The sequence below is a fragment of the Bradyrhizobium sp. USDA 4452 genome (genome assembly GCF_054063575.1).
This window is the reverse complement of record NZ_JBSSGK010000001.1, coordinates 741,238-757,892: the sequence shown is the minus strand read 5'-3', so window position 1 is coordinate 757,892 and position 16,655 is coordinate 741,238. Positions and strand designations below refer to the sequence as shown.

The 16,655-nt window shown below is 63.7% G+C and carries 17 protein-coding genes; 13 read left to right on the top strand and 4 right to left on the bottom strand.

The genetic code is table 11. The features are described from left to right. Nucleotides 1–7: 7 nt before the first annotated feature. Nucleotides 8–166: a DUF5993 family protein gene (locus tag ACVISU_RS03910; protein WP_172803475.1), complete on the bottom strand. Its 159-nt coding sequence runs from the start codon at nucleotides 164–166 to the stop codon at nucleotides 8–10. 140 nt (nucleotides 167–306) lie between these two features. On the opposite strand from ACVISU_RS03910, the gene ACVISU_RS03905 reads away from it, so the two are divergent. The 3 genes from ACVISU_RS03905 (at nucleotide 307) to ACVISU_RS03895 (ending at nucleotide 4,144) form a co-directional block, all read left to right on the top strand. Beyond that, nucleotides 307–1,635: a dicarboxylate/amino acid:cation symporter gene (locus ACVISU_RS03905; protein ID WP_063695160.1), complete on the top strand. Its 1,329-nt coding sequence runs from the start codon at nucleotides 307–309 to the stop codon at nucleotides 1,633–1,635. A gap of 477 nt (nucleotides 1,636–2,112) precedes the next feature. Next, the gene (locus ACVISU_RS03900) at nucleotides 2,113–3,060 is read left to right on the top strand and encodes a hypothetical protein (RefSeq protein WP_456706058.1); all 948 of its coding nucleotides are present in this window, start codon (nucleotides 2,113–2,115) and stop codon (nucleotides 3,058–3,060) included. 442 nt (nucleotides 3,061–3,502) lie between these two features. Next, nucleotides 3,503–4,144 carry a glutathione S-transferase family protein gene (locus tag ACVISU_RS03895; RefSeq protein ID WP_050406484.1) on the top strand — a complete coding sequence of 214 codons (642 nt, stop codon included), beginning with the start codon at nucleotides 3,503–3,505 and terminating at the stop codon, nucleotides 4,142–4,144. Between the two features lie 136 nt (nucleotides 4,145–4,280). On the opposite strand, the gene ACVISU_RS03890 is transcribed toward ACVISU_RS03895, so the two are convergent. Next, nucleotides 4,281–5,171 carry a LysR family transcriptional regulator gene (locus ACVISU_RS03890; RefSeq protein ID WP_050406607.1) on the bottom strand — a complete coding sequence of 297 codons (891 nt, stop codon included), beginning with the start codon at nucleotides 5,169–5,171 and terminating at the stop codon, nucleotides 4,281–4,283. Nucleotides 5,172–5,698: 527 nt separating this feature from the next. Between ACVISU_RS03890 and ACVISU_RS03885 the strand changes: the two genes are divergently transcribed. The 3 genes from ACVISU_RS03885 to ACVISU_RS03875 all read left to right on the top strand — a co-directional run bounded on the left by ACVISU_RS03885 (nucleotide 5,699) and on the right by ACVISU_RS03875 (nucleotide 8,062). After that, the gene (locus ACVISU_RS03885; RefSeq protein WP_456706057.1) at nucleotides 5,699–6,172 is read left to right on the top strand and encodes an SRPBCC family protein; all 474 of its coding nucleotides are present in this window, start codon (nucleotides 5,699–5,701) and stop codon (nucleotides 6,170–6,172) included. A gap of 45 nt (nucleotides 6,173–6,217) precedes the next feature. Beyond that, nucleotides 6,218–7,285 carry an alkene reductase gene (locus tag ACVISU_RS03880; protein ID WP_456706056.1) on the top strand — a complete coding sequence of 356 codons (1,068 nt, stop codon included), beginning with the start codon at nucleotides 6,218–6,220 and terminating at the stop codon, nucleotides 7,283–7,285. A 108-nt stretch (nucleotides 7,286–7,393) separates the two neighbouring features. Further along, nucleotides 7,394–8,062 (top strand): NAD(P)-dependent oxidoreductase, encoded by a 669-nt coding sequence (locus ACVISU_RS03875; protein ID WP_456706055.1) that lies wholly within the window; start codon nucleotides 7,394–7,396, stop codon nucleotides 8,060–8,062. 77 nt (nucleotides 8,063–8,139) lie between these two features. Here ACVISU_RS03875 and ACVISU_RS03870 read toward each other — a convergent pair whose 3' ends face one another. After that, complete coding sequence (locus ACVISU_RS03870; protein WP_456706054.1) at nucleotides 8,140–9,693, bottom strand: winged helix-turn-helix domain-containing tetratricopeptide repeat protein; 1,554 nt, start codon at nucleotides 9,691–9,693, stop codon at nucleotides 8,140–8,142. A gap of 164 nt (nucleotides 9,694–9,857) precedes the next feature. On the opposite strand from ACVISU_RS03870, the gene ACVISU_RS03865 reads away from it, so the two are divergent. The 3 genes from ACVISU_RS03865 (at nucleotide 9,858) to ACVISU_RS03855 (ending at nucleotide 11,890) form a co-directional block, all read left to right on the top strand. Then, nucleotides 9,858–10,898: an alpha/beta fold hydrolase gene (locus ACVISU_RS03865; protein ID WP_456706053.1), complete on the top strand. Its 1,041-nt coding sequence runs from the start codon at nucleotides 9,858–9,860 to the stop codon at nucleotides 10,896–10,898. Nucleotides 10,899–10,912: 14 nt separating this feature from the next. Further along, nucleotides 10,913–11,422 carry a cytochrome P460 family protein gene (locus ACVISU_RS03860; protein ID WP_456706052.1) on the top strand — a complete coding sequence of 170 codons (510 nt, stop codon included), beginning with the start codon at nucleotides 10,913–10,915 and terminating at the stop codon, nucleotides 11,420–11,422. A gap of 99 nt (nucleotides 11,423–11,521) precedes the next feature. Further along, nucleotides 11,522–11,890, top strand: a complete 369-nt coding sequence (locus tag ACVISU_RS03855; RefSeq protein WP_157113178.1) for an ArsC family reductase — start codon at nucleotides 11,522–11,524, stop codon at nucleotides 11,888–11,890. 6 nt (nucleotides 11,891–11,896) lie between these two features. Here the strand turns inward: ACVISU_RS03855 and ACVISU_RS03850 are convergent, their stop codons facing one another. Beyond that, a complete protein-coding gene (locus ACVISU_RS03850; protein ID WP_050406476.1) occupies nucleotides 11,897–12,514 on the bottom strand; it encodes a hypothetical protein in 618 nt (205 codons plus the stop codon). A gap of 457 nt (nucleotides 12,515–12,971) precedes the next feature. Between ACVISU_RS03850 and ACVISU_RS03845 the strand changes: the two genes are divergently transcribed. The 4 genes from ACVISU_RS03845 to ACVISU_RS03830 all read left to right on the top strand — a co-directional run bounded on the left by ACVISU_RS03845 (nucleotide 12,972) and on the right by ACVISU_RS03830 (nucleotide 16,654). Then, on the top strand, nucleotides 12,972–13,727 hold the full coding sequence (locus ACVISU_RS03845) for an ABC transporter ATP-binding protein (protein WP_050406475.1): 756 nt from the start codon (nucleotides 12,972–12,974) through the stop codon (nucleotides 13,725–13,727). Then, nucleotides 13,720–14,463, top strand: coding sequence for an ABC transporter ATP-binding protein (locus ACVISU_RS03840; protein WP_050406474.1), 744 nt, complete (start codon nucleotides 13,720–13,722; stop codon nucleotides 14,461–14,463). Before ACVISU_RS03845 ends, ACVISU_RS03840 begins: the two co-directional genes overlap by 8 nt. Nucleotides 14,464–14,505: 42 nt before the next feature. Beyond that, complete coding sequence (locus ACVISU_RS03835; protein WP_063695159.1) at nucleotides 14,506–15,726, top strand: ABC transporter substrate-binding protein; 1,221 nt, start codon at nucleotides 14,506–14,508, stop codon at nucleotides 15,724–15,726. A gap of 64 nt (nucleotides 15,727–15,790) precedes the next feature. Then, nucleotides 15,791–16,654 carry a branched-chain amino acid ABC transporter permease gene (locus ACVISU_RS03830; protein WP_050406473.1) on the top strand — a complete coding sequence of 288 codons (864 nt, stop codon included), beginning with the start codon at nucleotides 15,791–15,793 and terminating at the stop codon, nucleotides 16,652–16,654. Nucleotide 16,655 lies beyond the last annotated feature (1 nt).

Sequence of the window (16,655 nt, the reverse complement as noted above, 5' to 3'; positions counted from 1 at the left end):
GCTTGCCTCAGAACGACAGCGTGAGCCGGTCGGTGGCGTGGTGCAGCAACGTCGCGACGCAAGCGGCCAGGATCACCGCGAACAACCCGATCGCGACCGGACGCGGGCCATGCCAGGCCGCCAGCATGGCGATGGTGATGGCGAGAAACAGTGCGGTGAATTCCATCTCAGCCTCCGGGTGCGAGCCGGCCGTAGTCTATGACAGATTCGTGTGCGCGCGCGGCAGCGCGAATGACCATTGTCGCTTGCGCACGGCTCCGCCAAGATGGCATCACCAGTTGAGTTCATTCCAGCCCGGGGCACCTCATGACCACAGACGCGATCAAGCCCGCCGCCCATCACAAGCACCAGCCCTGGTACAAGATCCTCTACATCCAGGTGTTGATCGCGATTTTCGCCGGCGTCTTGATCGGGTATTTCTATCCCGGCCTCGGCAAGCAGCTGAAGCCGCTCGGCGACGGCTTCATCGCGCTGATCAAGATGATGATCGCGCCGGTGATCTTCTGCACCGTGGTGCACGGCATCTCCTCGATGGGCGATCTCAAGCGGGTCGGCCGGGTCGGGCTGAAGGCGCTGATCTATTTCGAGGCGGTGTCGACGGTCGCGCTCGCGGTCGGTTTGCTGATCGGCGAGCTGCTGCAGCCTGGCCGCGGCTTCAACATCGATCCCGCCACGATCGATCCGAAGTCGGTCTCCACCTACGTGACCCAGGCGAAGGAGCAGGGCATCGTCGCGCATCTGATGGCGATCATCCCCGACAGCTTCTTCGGCGCGCTGGCGCGCGGCGACCTGCTGCAGGTGCTGTTGATCTCGATCCTGTCGGGATTTGCCATTGCCCTGATGGGCAAGCCGGGCGAGCCGATCGCCGAGGCGATCGACAAGGCGTCCAAGATGTTCTTCGGCATCATCCGGATGATCGTCCGCGTCGCACCGCTCGGCGCGTTCGGCGCGATGGCCTTCACCGTCGGCGCCTACGGCCTCGGCTCGCTGGTGAATCTGGCGGCGCTGATCGCCACCTTCTATCTGACCAGCATCCTGTTCGTGCTGATCGTGCTTGGCGCCATCGCGCGGCTGGCAGGCTTTTCGATCATCCGCTTCATCGCCTATATCAAGGACGAGCTGCTGATCGTGCTCGGCACCTCGTCGTCGGAGACGGTGCTGCCGCAGATGATCCAGAAGATGGAGCATCTCGGCGCCTCGCGCTCGGTGGTCGGCCTCGTGGTGCCGACCGGCTATAGCTTCAATCTCGACGGCACCAACATCTACATGACGCTGGCGACGCTGTTCCTGGCGCAGGCCACCAACACCCATCTGACGATCTGGCAGGAGCTTGGCATCCTCGGCATCGCCATGATCACCTCGAAGGGCGCCTCCGGCGTCACCGGCGCCGGCTTTATCACGCTCGCCGCGACGCTGTCGATCGTGCCCGACATTCCGATCCAGTCGATCGCGATCTTGGTCGGCATCGACAAGTTCATGAGCGAGTGCCGCGCGCTCACCAATCTGATCGGCAACGGCGTCGCCTGCGTCGTGATCAGCCTCTCCGAGGGCGAGCTCGACAAGGACGCGCTGCACGAGACGATGGCCCATCCGCTCCAGCTCGGCGAGGCGCTGGAGCCGGGCGGCTCCGGCTAGGGCAATATGAAGTTGTGGGGCGTCGCGGGGGCGCCAGCAAAAATGTCGAAAACAACCCCATGCACAGTAGCCGGCGGGCGCCCGCCGGCGCTCGAATGCCGACTTGACACGTCGGGCAACTCAGGGATACATTTCTAATATTCCGAAACCACCCGGGTGTCCCTCGGCCCAACGCTGCCGCATTTGGCGTTGCGGGCTTCTGTAACCGAGGCTTCCACTTCGCAGGCGGGCGAGGGAATGCGCCGTATTCGCGGCCCAGCCTAGGCCGCTGTCCTCCGACCGAATTCGCCTATTAGACACACAAGTTTGCGTCTCCAAAACATCGCGCGTTGATCGCGATCTGGCTGGCCGATCAAGACGGAGTTCATAGAAGGATCGAACGGACCACCGGTCAATTGCGTAGGTGATCTGGCCTGGCTAAACTCCCGATCCATTGCCAGCGATCCCACGCTTCGGAGCTTCATTCGGGAGAGCATTTTGTCGGCCGCTGCAAAAGTCCGAACCCGGACATTCGTCATTGTTTCAGCCTGCCTGAAAGCAGCTCTGGTTAGTGTTGTCTGCGTCTGCTTCGCCGGCCGTGTCCTTGCCGGGGATGATGAGGACGACGGCGGGGCGAATAAGGCATCCAAGGCGCCCAATACCTACCTCGATATGAGAACAGCGTTCGCGAGCATCCCTGCCGGCTCGCTGGCGATCGGATTTGGTAATCCGGCTCTGGTCACGGCATTGCAATCACTTGCGCTATCAAGGGCCACTGGCCTCCCGACAGGTTCGAGCGGCTTGCCGCTGCCCTCGGCTCGGGCAGTCGTTGTCGATCTTCCAATGACCGTCGACGTGACCGATGGTGTGTCGCTCTACACAGGCCTGTCAGCCAGTTCAACCGGTACCGCCGACACCGGCTGGTCGCAGGCGACGATCACGAGCTGGAACATCGGATTTCAGGCCGAACTCTACAAGCAAAACGGCGGCACGATTCCGACCTTGACCTGGCAATCAACCATTACACAGGCGATCCCGAATGGGCCGGTTGGCACGACGACATTCAACAACATTTTCGAACTGAGCTACGCGTTCGACAAGGACGAGACCCGGGGATTGCTGGCCGGCGTGCAAGATGTGCATGTTGCGATCAACTCCCCGTTGGCAAGCATCCATCCGAGTATCACCGGCTATGTCGGCGGCTATTACCAATGGCCGAACAATTGGAAATTCACGGGCCGCGTCGGCGTTCAATGGTTCGGCGGCGCTGAGCTTCAGAACGTCACGCTCGTCAAGTCCTTCACCGAGCCCGTCTTGCGATTCGATATCGACCGGATGGATGACAACGACAATCGCCTGTTTGGCGTGACGGCCGAGATCATGTGGGTGCCGAAGCCCGCCTACCAGCTGACGCTCAGAACGCCGCTCTACTTCGTGCGCAACTGAGCAGAGGATCATGAGATGCTAGCCGACACGCCAACAGTCAGTCAGCTGTCGAGGTCATCTCACAAGCGGCGGCTGAAGACGAGTATTCGACGTCTGCTTCGGCGCGCGGCCATGAATCAACAGGGCGATCTTCTGGGTGCAATCGGCAGCATCACCATAACCCTCATGGTTATCGTCGCATTTTTAACTGCGTGTTTTCCAGCACGAGCCCTGGGGTTGTGGTTCTCTTCATCGTTGCTCTCGGCAGCTTCACCGGTGCGCTCTATGCGTAAGAAGGAAAGGTGCCTGAGCTGCTCGCCTGTTTGATTTAGCGAACGTCGCCTGCCGGCTCTTCCCGACACTTTGCAGCGGTTGTAATGAGGCCGTAAGTATCGGAGCAAGCAGACATGGCTGATTGCTCATGAGTACAGAGTCCACCAGCCCAATCCAGGAATGCATAACCATGCTCACTGTCTATGGCGAAGGTCGCGGCTTCCGCGTCGTTTGGCTGCTCGAGGAACTGGGATTGGCTTATCGGCTGCGTCCGGTCGATCTGCTCGCGGCCGAGAAGGATCGCGATTTCCTCGCGATCAATCCCGCCGGCTTCATTCCCGTGCTGCAGGACGGCGAGACGATCATGGTCGAATCGATCGCGATTCTCGAGTACCTGCTCGCCCGCCACGGCTCGGGCTCGCTTGCGGTCGCGCCGGATGATCCCGCCTTCGCGTCCTATCTGCAATTTCTCCACTTGGGCGAGGCCGGGCTCGCCGGGTCGATGAACGCCGTCATTGTCGGTCGCCAACTGGCGCCCGAAGCCGAGCGAGACGCCCGGGTTACCCGCTGGGCACGCGAGACCTTCGAGAGCCGGCTGGGGTTGGTTATCCGCCGCCTCGCGGATTGTCCCTATCTCGCCGGCGACCGATTCACTGCGGCCGATATCTCGGTGAGCTACGCCCTCTTGCTTGGCCTGCGAACCGGCAACTACGTTCCCGGCTCTACGGAGCGGGACTATCTCGCCCGCACGACGGCACGCCCTGCCTACCTCAGAGCGATGGAAAGCTGCCAGGCCACCAAGGCCTGGGCGGCGAGGTCACCGGGATTGTAGTGCCCGCAGCATCGGAGCAGGGCCGATTGAGTAGTTGCGAAAGGTCCCTCACGGGCAAGGGCTATGAGTAGACGTGCTCCGCGTCCCGCGCCATGCAAATCGTCGAAGGGGTGGAGAGCGGGAGGAGGCGGCAAACTCAATCGATGAAGGCTGCGAGTTCTTCGGGCGTACCGGCGGGAAAGGCCGCCTTGAGGAAGTCGAGGAAGGCCGACACTCGGGCGCTTAGCAGTCTGCGCGACGGGTAGAGCGCCCAGAGCGCGATTGGCGGCCCGTCGACGTCGCCCCAATGGATCAGTTTGCCGGCGCCAAGGTCGTGACTGACCAGCGAGACGGGAAGGCGCGCGACGCCAACGCCCGCACGGACCGCATCGCGGATCATGACGAGCGACGACAGGCGAAGCACCGGATCGGTCGCAATCCGAACTTTCCGCCCTCGTGCGGTGACGTCCCAGGCAGGGCCGAGATCGTTCGCACCCCTTACGACGCTCGGAACGGCGCGATCGGCCTTGGGACGCTTCAGCTCGGGACTCGCCACCACCACCAGCCGGTCGCGCATCAGGACGCGTCCGACGAGTGTTTCGTCCGGATCCGGATTGACCCTGATTACGAGATCGTAGCCTTCCTCGATCATGTCGACGGAGCGATCTTCCGTTGTGATCTCGAGCCGGATCTCCGGATATTTCAGTGAGAATGCAGCGGCGAGCTTTCCCATCGCGGTTTGCGAAAACAGCAGAGGTGCGCTGACCCGCAGCCGTCCCCGCGGCTTGTCGCCGCCCGAGGCGATCGCAGCCGTGCTCTCTTCGAGCTCGGCGAGCAGCGCGCCAGTCCGCTCGTGAAGCGCACGCCCTTCCTGGGTGAGCTTCAAGGCGCGTGTTCCGCGTTCGAACAACCGGAGGTCGAGGCCGCTTTCCAGCTCGGAAACCCGGCGAGAGAGCGTGGCCTTCGGCCGCCCGGACGCTCGGGCCGCACGCCCGAAGCCTCCGTGCCGCGCGACAAGGTTGAAATCGGCGAGGGCAAGCAAATCCATTTGTTCCATCCTTGAGACGGTCTGAGCAAATATAGCGCATTTTGACGAAACCGCGGATCACTAACCCGCCGGGGGCTCACTAACCTCGAACGGTCCGAGTGAGTCCTGTGACTGTTCTCGAACATCGGAAAGGATTGCGATCGTAACCGGCGGCAGCCGAGGGCTCGACCGCCGCAGCGTTGTCGATCCAGCCAGGCCGCCATTGGCGTTGTGGCGCCCTTGAGCCCGAACAGCAGAGCACCGCGTTGGATCAGCGCGGCTCGGCTTGAGCCGCCAGCACGCAGCTCTCGAACAATCTCAGGGTTTGCTCCTCTTAAGGTGCGGGCGAAGGGCCGCTTCGACGCTCAGCTGCGCAGGCGGTTTACGAGCCGATTGCACCAAGCGCAGCATTCGTCTCACTGGTGAGACGAAGTGTCCAAAACAGACGGCTATCGTCACTCATATGGATCACTAGTTTCGTGGCTGCCAACCCGTTCGGCGCAGCTGTCGTGGCCGAACACGCAACCACAGAAACAAGGACCATCGTCATGATCTATTCGACCGCCACCGTCCCGGTGAACCCGCAGGGTGAAACGAGGCTGACCCGCGATCAGGTCTGGAAGGGGCTCGAGCTCAAGGCGCGTGACGCCCGCCTGTTCCTGCCACCAGGCCTCTGCACGCGCTGCGACGTCATCGAGGAGAGCGCGACGCACTTCGTGCGAGAAGCAACGATCGCCGGCGCTGACCTGCGCGAGATCATAGCGCTCGAGCCGCAGAGCAAGGTCACGTTCTTCCAGGCCACCGGCCCGCGCGAGGGCGCCATTATCAACGAGATCGTTGAGAATGAGGCCGGCGAACTGCTGCTCACATTCTACTGCTACCTCGGCCTCCGTGGAAAGCAGCCGGACGGTCCCGAGGAGCAGGCCGAGCAGTCGCAGTTCGATAGCGACAACGGCTACAGGGCCGCTCTCGTGTCGACGCTCAAGCGCACCCGGGAGCTGCTCGCCGACGGCGCGCTCTGACCAATTCCCTTTGAACGCCGAACAAAGCACCACAGGAGAAGTCGCATGACCGATATCTGGTCTCCGATCAAACTGGGCAACATGCAGTTGCCGCATCGACTGGCCATGGCGCCAATGACGCGCAGCCGGGCGAAGCCCGACGGCACGCCGGGCGATCTGGCGGCGGAATACTATGCCCAGCGCGCCACCATGGGCCTTCTGATCAGCGAGGGCACACAGCCATCTGCCGACGGACAAGGCTATCTGGCGACGCCGGGCATCTACACTGGCGACCACGTCGCCGGCTGGCGCAAGGTCACGAATGCTGTCCACGCTGCCGGAGCACGCCTGTTCGTCCAGCTCATGCATGTCGGCCGCATGTCCCACCCCGACAACACGCCGCATCATCGGCAGCCGGTCGCGCCGTCGGCCGTCGCGCCCGGTGTGGACATGTTCACGATGAAGGGCATACAGCCCATTCCCGAGCCGCGCGAACTGACCACCGACGAAGTCAGGCAGACCGTTGCGGACTTCGCGCACGCGGCCAGACGTGCCGTCGAAGCCGGGGCCGATGGCGTCGAAGTACACGGTGCCAACGGGTATCTGGTCCATCAATTCCTTGCGCCGAACGCCAACCACCGCACCGACCGGTATGGCGGCTCGATGGGAAATCGCGCGCGGTTCGCCGTCGAAGTGGTTCGCGCCATCGCGGATGCCATTGGCCCGGAGAAGACCGCGATCCGCCTCTCGCCGGGCATCCCCACCAACGGCATCGCAGAGGGCCAGGACAACGACGATCTCTACCGTCATCTGGCGAAGGAGTTCGACAAGATGGGCCTTGCCTATGTGCACGTCCTCTACGTGCGCAACGATCCGCTTCTTGTTGACATCCGCAAGGCGCTTGGCGGCACGTTGATCGTCAACCGTCCGGGCCGCACGCGCGAGCAGGTCGGTGCGGATGTGGCCGCGGGACTTGCCGACATCGAGGCGCTCGGTGTCATGGCGCTGGCCAATCCGGACCTCGTCGATCGCCTCAGGACCGGCGCGCCCTTCAACGAGGTGAGGTCTGCCCTGTTCTACGCCGGAGGCGGTGCCGAAGGTTACACCGACTATCCCTTCGTCGATCGAGCGTGATCGTTGCACGCGTGGGAGCAAGCCTCCCACGCACGCGACCCAACCCCATACCGAAATCGAGACAGCGGGTTCGCCTCCAGGAAGGCGCCCCTGTTCATGGAGGCATCAATGAATACTTTGACGGACAACAGCGCGAAGACGTCCTTGGCCAGGATACTGGTACTTGGAGCGACCGGCGGCACCGGACGTCAGATCGTCAAGCAGGCGCTGGCCCGCGGTCATCAGGTCACCGCGCTTGTGAGGTCACCGGAAAAGGCCGGCGATCTGGGCGGCGCACGCCTCGTTGTTGGCGATGTGCGCGACGAGAAGTTGCTTCGCGAAGCTCTCAACGCACAGGACGCCGTCGTCAGCGCGCTCGGCACGCCGGCGAGTCCATTCCGCGAAGTAACGCTGTTATCGACCGCGACGCGTGCGCTCGTTCAGGCGATGAAGGCCGAGCATGTCTCTCGCCTGGTCACCATCACGGGGATCGGCGCCGGCGATAGCCGCGGGCACGGCGGCTTCGTGTTCGACAAGGTGATCTTTCCGCTTCTGCTGAAGAAGGTGTACGCCGACAAGGACAGGCAGGAAGCCATCGTGAGGGACAGCGGTCTCGACTGGGTCCTCGTGCGTCCCTCCGTCCTGAACGACAAGCCTGGCCGCGGACAGGTCCGAGCCCTGACTGATCTCTCCGGCTTTCGTGGCGGAAGCATCTCGCGACAAGACGTTGCGGCGTTCGTTCTGGATCAACTGTGCAGTGATGCTTGGCTGCATCGCGCTCCATTGATCACCTGGTGACACTGCTCGGTCGTGTTTCGCCGGACGGGTCGTCCGGCCCACCACTGGTGAATGATCGTCGGGTGCTCGGGGCGACGTCAATCCGGGACGCCGGCGGCCTTGAGGGTCTCACGATAGGTCGCAGACATCGCTTCCATTGGGAAGGGAATCCGCGACAGGAATCCGGAAATCGAAAACTCCGGATCGACCTTGAGCAGTTCGCGCGCGGTCTGGGTCGCGCGCTCGGTCTCGCCGGTCTTCACCAGCGCCACGATCAGGACGCGCAGGGCGACCGCGAAACGGCGGTTCTGCGCCAGCGCCTTGTCGGCCCACGTCACGGCTTCGGCAAAGTTGCTATCGAGCACCGCGCAGATCGCCAGTGCCGCGGAGGCGAACCAGCCGCGCGGATCGCGCGGGTTCAGCCGTTGCGCGCGCTCGATCATGGCGCGGCCGGCCTGCTGGTTGCCGCGCATCGCCTCGATCCAGCCGCAGAGCACCAGCGCCATCGCCGAGTTCGGGTTGATCGCCAGCGACCGCTCGAACAATTCGCGCGCGGGCTCGATCTCGTCGGCCATGTTCCAGATCGCGAACGCCGCCATCCACAGCACCTGCGGATCACCCGGTGCGAGCTCGACCGCGCGCCAGGCCTGCGCGACCGCGCGTTCCCGGTAGGCGTCGTTCGGCTTTAGCCACCCCTGGACGTGGCGCATCGCGTGGCAATAGGCCGACGCCGCCAGCGCCGGCGCGTAATTCGGGTCGAGCGCCAGCGCCTGGTCGAGGCAACCGAGCGCGGCTTGCATGCTCTCGGGCGTGAACTCGTATCTCAGGCTGTAGGCACGCAGCAGCAGGTCGTAGGCGTCGAGCCTGTCCGGCGGCGCTGTCCGCACCCGCTCGGCTTCGGCGACCAGCAAGGTCGGCTCGATCGCGCCGACCACGGTCTCGGTGATGCGGTCCTGGAGGTCGAACACGTCGGTCGCCGCGCCGTCGAAGCGGTCGGCCCACAGATGCGCGCCGGAGACGGCGTCGATCAGCTGTCCGGTGATGCGCAGCCGGTCGCCGCCGCGGCGGACACTGCCTTCGAGCACATAGCCGACGCCGAGATCGCGCCCGACCTGGCGGATATCGACCGCCTTGCCCTTGTAGGTGAAGGCGGAGTTGCGCGCGATCACGGTGAGGCGGCTGCAACGCGCCAGCGCGGTGGTGATGTCCTCGGCGATCCCGTCGGCGAAATAATCCTGCTCCGGATCGCCGCTCATATTGGTGAAAGGCAGCACCGCGATCGACGGGCCCTCGCTCGGCCGCGACGCGGCGGCTTTGTCCGCAACCGGATGATCGACCGCGCTGTGCTCCCTGACATCGCCGACGAAGCGCAGGCCCTTCCGGGGCAGGGTGCGGATCAGCCGCTGCTCTTCGCCATTGTCGCCGATCGCGGTCCGTGCCGCATTGACCCGGCTGGAGAGCGTCGCTTCCGAGACGATCCGCCCATGCCAGACGGCGGCCAGCACCTCGTCGCGGCTGACCACGCGGTCGCGGGCGCGGATCAGGAACTCGAGCAGGTCGAAGACCTGCGGCTCGACGGCCACCAGGGCGTCGCCGCGGCGCAGCTCCCGGCGCCCGGAATCGAGGGTCAAGTCGTTGAAATAGTAGGTCAAAATTTGAAAGTCCGGCGGCCGGCGGCTGAATGCGGGGCGAACCTAGCACAGCCGGCGTGCGGCCAAAATCACGACGGTCTGAAGGATAAATCCACGTCCTCTGAAAGCGGAGGGGGTCGGTCTCTGCAATAGTCAGTCCCGGCACAGACTTTAAGGAGATCGCCATGTCGCAATCCGTCAATCAACAGCGCCGCCGCTTCCTCGGCATCGCGGGCGGAATCCTTGCCGTATCCAGGCTCGGCTTGATCGGATCGGTTCAGGCTCAAGCCAACACGGCGCTGCCTGCGGTCAAGGCCGGTAGCCACACCACGATCGGTCCGGTCAAGCAGATCAAGGCCGGCGTGCTCGATACCGGCTATGTCGAGATGGGTCCGGCATCAGGTCCCGCCGTGGTCCTGCTGCACGGCTGGCCCTACGACATCCACAGCTATGCCGACGTCGCGCCGGCGCTGGCCGAGGCCGGCTACCGCGTGATCGTGCCGCATCTGCGCGGCTACGGCAGCACGCGCTTCCTCTCCAGTGATACCAAGCGCAGCGGCCAGCCGGTCGCGGTGGCCGCCGACATCATCGCGCTGATGGATGCCTTGAAGATCGAGAAGGCCGTGCTCGGCGGCTATGACTGGGGCGCGCGCACCGCCAACATCATGGCGGTGCTGTGGCCCGAGCGCTGCAAGGCCATGGTGTCGGTCAGCGGCTATCTGATCGGCAGCCAGGCAGCCGGCAAGGTGCCGCTGCCGCCGAAGGCCGAACTGCAATGGTGGTACCAGTTCTATTTCGCGACCGAGCGCGGCCGCGAGGGCTATGCCAGGAACCGGCACGACTTCAACAGGCTGATCTGGCAACTGGCCTCGCCGCAGTGGAAGTTCGACGACGCCACCTATGATCGCAGCGCCGTTGCCTTCGAGAATCCCGATCACGTCGACATCGTGATCCACAATTACCGCTGGCGGCTCGGTCTCGCCGAGGGCGAGGCGAAGTACGACGCGTTCGAGAAGACGCTGGCCCAGGCGCCTGTCATCGCGATCCCGACCATCACGATGGAGGGCGATGCCAACGGCGCGCCGCATCCGGAGCCGGCGGCCTATGCCAAGAAGTTCTCCGGGCATTACGAGCATCGCCAGCTGCCCGGCAGCATCGGCCATAATCTGCCGCAGGAAGCGCCGCAGGCCTTCACCCAGGCCATCATCGACGTCAGCAAGATCTGAGCCGAGCCCGGATCATGAAACAGGTTGTGAAATGGGCAGCTGCCGCGATCGCGGCAGCCTGCATCAGCGCGTCATTGCCATTTGCGGTCGGGCATGCCGATGATGCGGCATTGGCATCGCCGATCTTCGGCGTGAAAATCCCGGAAGGCTATCGCAACTGGAAGCTGATCGCGGTCGGCGAAGAGACCGGGCTCGACGAGCTGCGCAGCGTGCTCGGCAACGCGGCCGCCGTGAAAGCCTATCAGGACGGCGCTGCGCGCTTTCCCGACGGCACCGTGCTGGTGAAACTCGCCTGGAAGCGCAAGCCGGTTGCGGGCCTCGACGGCGCCTTCATCACGGGGCCGGCGACCACGGTCCAGGTCATGGTCAAGGACTCCGTCAAATATGCTTCGACCGGAGGCTGGGGGTTCGGCCGCTTCATCGACGGCAAGCCGGTCGATGCCGCGCAGCACGAGACCTGCTTCGCCTGCCACGAAGCCCACGCCAGCGATCACGATTTCGTCTTCACGCACTACGCGCATTAAGCACCGGCAAGATCGGTGTGGAGAGCGGCACGCTCTGATCTGGCGCTGTCATTGCTGCGGGGTTAGTTTCCCCGCCGCAATCGCATGCGGGGAACGGCCTTGACCATCACCATCTACGGCATCAAGAACTGCGACACCATGAAGAAGGCACGCAGCTGGCTCGACGATCACGGCGTCGCCTACGACTTCCACGACTACAAGACGGCCGGCATCGCCAAGGACAAGCTCAAACAGTGGAGCGACGAGGTCGGCTGGGAGACGCTGCTCAACCGCGCCGGCACCACCTTCAAGAAGCTGCCCGATGCCGACAAGGAAGGTTTGAACGAGCGCAAGGCGCTGGCACTGATGGCCGAGCAGCCCTCGATGATCAAGCGTCCGGTGCTCGACCTTGGGTCCAAACGCGTGGTCGGCTTCAAGCCGGATATCTACGCCAAGGAAGTGCCGGCGAAGGCGCGCAAGAAGGGCTGACGCGTCCTAGATCAGCTCGACCGAATCCTGGCTCGCCGGCCGATCCGCCGGCACGAACCTGCGATCGATCACCGCCCGCATCGTGACGACCGGGACCGACTTCGCCTTCACGCCCATCAGATCGTGCAGCCGGAAGCCGCCCTCGATGCTGATCGCCTTGTAGGAGCCGATGATGTGGTCGACGCGGTCGCCGCGCCCGAACGGCAGCAGCAGCCGCTCGTAGGACACATCCTTGCCGTCGGCGTCGGTCAGCTCCGCAATGGTGTAGGTCGGTCGCTTGCGCGCGAGGCAGGCGCGATAGGACAGGATGACGCCGGCATAGCGCTCCGGGCCGATCGCGTCATCGAGATAGCGGTTGGTGCGCAACCGTGGCTCGACGTGCTCGTTGCCATAGGCCGTCGTCAGCCGCGCGCCTTCCTGCGTGATCAGGAAGCGGGCGTCCTCGCCGCTGCCGACCACGTCGAACCCCATCATGTCGGCGCGCTCGTCGGCGCTGCCGTCGGTATGGAAGTCGCACAGCAACGGAAGGGCGTCCGGCATGCGCACCGCGCGCAGCCAGGCGTTCAGCAGCACCCGCTGCGTGATCGATTTGATCACCGATGGATCGGCACTCTTGAATGGCATGGGCTAATCGAATTCAAGTGGCTGCGGCGGCTGTGCTGCCGTGTCGAGGGTCTGACCGAAGGCATAAGGTGCCGGATCGATTTGACGGTGGAGGAATTGGCGCGTGCGAAATGCAAGGCTCTGACTGTTCACAATACAATGGGCCGGAGTTTCGGCGCGAGGCGGAAATATTCTATGAAGGGGAATGACCGGAGCAAAACACGCTTAACGCCGGCTTTCTGAGGCGCAAAGCGCGCTCAAATACCATTCGACTAAGGATCAACCGGAACTGGTCGTGCCAATACTGCACTGCACAGCTTTCCACCTTGCGTAACCGCCACAGATGACGGCATATTCCGGCCCGGAGGCGGCAGGACCCGGACGGTTTCCAAGACGTTGCGGACATCCTGTCGGACACGAAAAAGAGCTGGCCACGCGGGCGACGCGCTTCGCGGCGATGGCGTATGGGGGAATCTATTTGGCCGATGAGTTCATTCTCGAAACCAGCGGATTGACCAAGGAATTCGCGGGTTTCTTTGCCGTTCGCGACGTTGCGCTGAAGGTGCGTCGCGGCAGTATCCATGCGTTGATCGGGCCGAACGGCGCCGGCAAGACCACCTGTTTCAACCTGCTGACCAAATTCCTGAAGCCGACGGGCGGGCAGATTCGCTACAAGGGCCAGGATATCACCGCGATGCCGCCGGCCGACGTGGCGCGGCTCGGCCTCGTCCGCTCGTTCCAGATTTCGGCGGTCTTTCCGCATCTGACCGCGCTCGAAAACGTGCGCGTGGCGCTGCAGCGCCAGCACGGTGCGTCATTCGATTTCTGGCGTTCGAAGAGCGTGCTCGACCGCTTCAACCCGCGCGCCCATGAGCTCTTGAACGACGTCGGCCTCAGCGAGTTCGCCAACACGCCGGCGGTCGAGATGCCGTACGGCCGCAAGCGCGCACTTGAAATTGCAACGACGCTCGCGCTCGACCCCGAGATGATGCTGCTCGATGAACCGATGGCCGGCATGGGCCACGAGGACATCGACAAGATCGCGGCGCTGATCAAGCGGATCTCCGCCAAATACACCATCCTGATGGTCGAACATAACCTCTCGGTGGTGGCCAATCTCTCCGACATCATCACCGTGCTGACGCGCGGGCAGGTGCTGGCGGAGGGCAATTACGCCGACCTCTCCAAGGACGAGCGCGTGAAGGAAGCCTATCTGGGAGCGGGTCATGGCTGAGGCAAAACTGGCGGAGAGGCCCGTGGCTGCGGCCGGCGCCGAGGTGCTGACGGTCGGCGATTTGCAGGCCTGGTACGGCGAATCGCACATTCTTCACGGCATCAATTTCAACGTGAGGGCCGGCGAGGTGGTGACGCTGCTCGGCCGCAACGGCGCCGGCAAGACCACGACGCTGAAGTCGATCATGGGCGTGATCGGCAAGCGCTCCGGCTCGATCCGCTTCGACAACAAGGAGATCATCCGCGCCACCTCCGACAAGATCGCGCGGCTCGGCATCGCATTCTGCCCCGAGGAGCGCGGCATCTTCTCCAGTCTCGACGTGCGCGAGAACCTGATGCTGCCGCCGGTGGTGCGTCCGGGCGGCCTGCCGCTCGACCAGATCTTCACGCTGTTTCCGAATCTGAAGGAGCGTCTCACCAGCCAGGGCACCAAGCTTTCGGGCGGCGAGCAGCAGATGCTGGCGATTGCGCGCATCCTGCGCACCGGCGCGCGCTTTCTGATGCTGGACGAGCCGACCGAAGGGTTGGCGCCGGTCATCATCCAGCAGATCGGGCACACCATTGCGCGCCTGAAGTCGCAGGGCTTCACCATCCTGCTGGTCGAACAGAATTTCCGCTTCGCCTCGACCGTTGCCGACCGCTACTACATCGTCGAGCACGGCAAGGTGATCGACGGCTTCGCCAATTCGGAGCTGTCGGCCAACATGGACAAGCTGCATACCTATCTCGGCGTTTGAAACCGCCGGAGCCAGAAAATTTAAGAACTGAGGGAATACGCCATGAGGAATACGATTTCAGCGCTTCTGCTCGGCACCGCGATGGTGCTCTCCGTCGCAGGCGTCGCCTCCGCCGACGACAAGACAGTCAAGATCGGCGTGCTGTCCGATCAGTCCGGCCTCTATGCCGACCTCGCGGGCCCCGGCTCGACGCTGGCGGCGCAGATGGCGATCGAGGATAGTGGCCTCAAGGCCAAGGGCTGGACCATCGACCTGATCTCCGGCGATCACCAGAACAAGCCCGATATCGGCACCACCATCGCCCGCCAGTGGTTCGACGTCGACAAGGTCGACACCATCGTCGACGTGCCGAATTCCGGCGTCGCGCTCGCGGTCAACAACGTCGTCAAGGAGAAGAACGGCGTCTACATCAATTCGGGCGCTGCGACCTCCGACCTCACCAACGCGCAGTGCACGCCGAACACGGTGCACTGGACCTACGACACCTACATGCTCGCTCATGCCACCGGCCAGGCGCTGGTGAAGGCGGGCGGAGACACCTGGTTCTTCCTGACCGCGGACTACGCGTTCGGCGCGGCGCTGGAGCGTGACACCACCGCGGTCATAACAGCCAATGGCGGCAAGGTGGTCGGCGGCGTCAAGCATCCGCTCAACACCGCCGACTTCTCCTCGTTCCTGCTGCAGGCGCAGGCCTCCAAGGCCAAGATCATCGGTCTCGCCAATGCCGGCGGCGACACCACCAACTCGATCAAGCAGGCGGCCGAGTTCGGCATCGTCAAGGGCGGTCAGAAGCTCGCGGCGCTGCTGCTGTTCCTCACCGACGTCAAGGCGATCGGGCTCGAGACCGCGCAGGGCCTCAACTTCACCGAGACCTTCTACTGGGACCTCAACGACAACACCCGCGCCTTCTCCAAGCGTTTCTCGGAGCGGATGAAGAACAGCGCGCCCCCGACCATGGTGCAGGCCGGCGTCTATGCGGGCCTGCTGCATTACTTCAAGGCGCTGGAAGCGCTCGGCGGCAATCCGCATGACGGCGCCAAGGTGGTCGCCAAGATGAAGACCATCCCGACCGACGATCCGCTGTTCGGCAAGGGCGAGGTCGAGGCCAACGGTCGCGTCACCCACGACGCCTATTTGTTCGAGGTGAAGAAGCCCTCGGAGTCCAAGGGTCCATGGGACTTCTACAAGCTGGTCGGCACCGTGCCCGGCAACCAGGCCTTCACGCCGCTCGACAAGAGCGCCTGCGCGCTTCTGAAGAAGTGACGATCATGCCCGCCGGCCATGCGCGTGGCCGGCGGGCTTCATCTATCCAGCGAAAGCTCATTCGATGCAGGCTCTCTACGCACAGCTTCTGGTGGGACTGATCAACGGCTCGTTCTACGCGCTGCTCAGTCTGGGGCTCGCCGTCATCTTCGGCATGCTCAACATCATCAATTTCGCGCACGGCGCGCTCTACATGATGGGCGCCTTCGTGGCGTATTTCCTGCTCAATCTGGGCGGCATCAACTACTGGTGGGCGCTGCTCATCGCTCCTGTCATCGTCGGCATCTTCGGCATGATCCTGGAGCGGACCATGCTGCAATGGCTCGCCGGCCTCGACCATCTCTACGGATTGCTGTTGACGTTCGGCATCGCGCTGATCGTGCAGGGCGTGTTCCAGAACTATTTCGGCTCCTCGGGCCTGCCTTACTCGATCCCGGATCAGCTCAAGGGCGGCGTCAATCTCGGCTTCATGTTCCTGCCGATCTATCGCGGCTGGGTGGTGATCTTCTCGCTGGTGGTGTGCCTTGCGACCTGGTTCCTGATCGAGAAGACGCAGCTCGGCGCCTACTTGCGCGCGGCCACCGAGAACCCGACGCTGGTGCGGGCCTTCGGCATCAACGTGCCGCGCATGATCACGCTGACCTACGGGCTCGGCGTCGGTCTTGCCGCGCTCGCCGGCGTGCTGTCGGCGCCGATCAACCAGGTCCGCCCGCTGATGGGCGCCGATCTCATCATCGTGGTGTTCGCGGTGGTCGTGATCGGCGGCATGGGCTCGATCATGGGTTCGATCATCACCGGTTTCGCGCTCGGCGTGATCGAGGGACTGACCAAGTATTTTTATCCCGAGGCCTCCAACACCGTGGTGTTTGTCCTGATGGTGGTGGTGTTGCTGGTGAAGCCAACGGGACTGACGGGACGGGCGGCCTGAT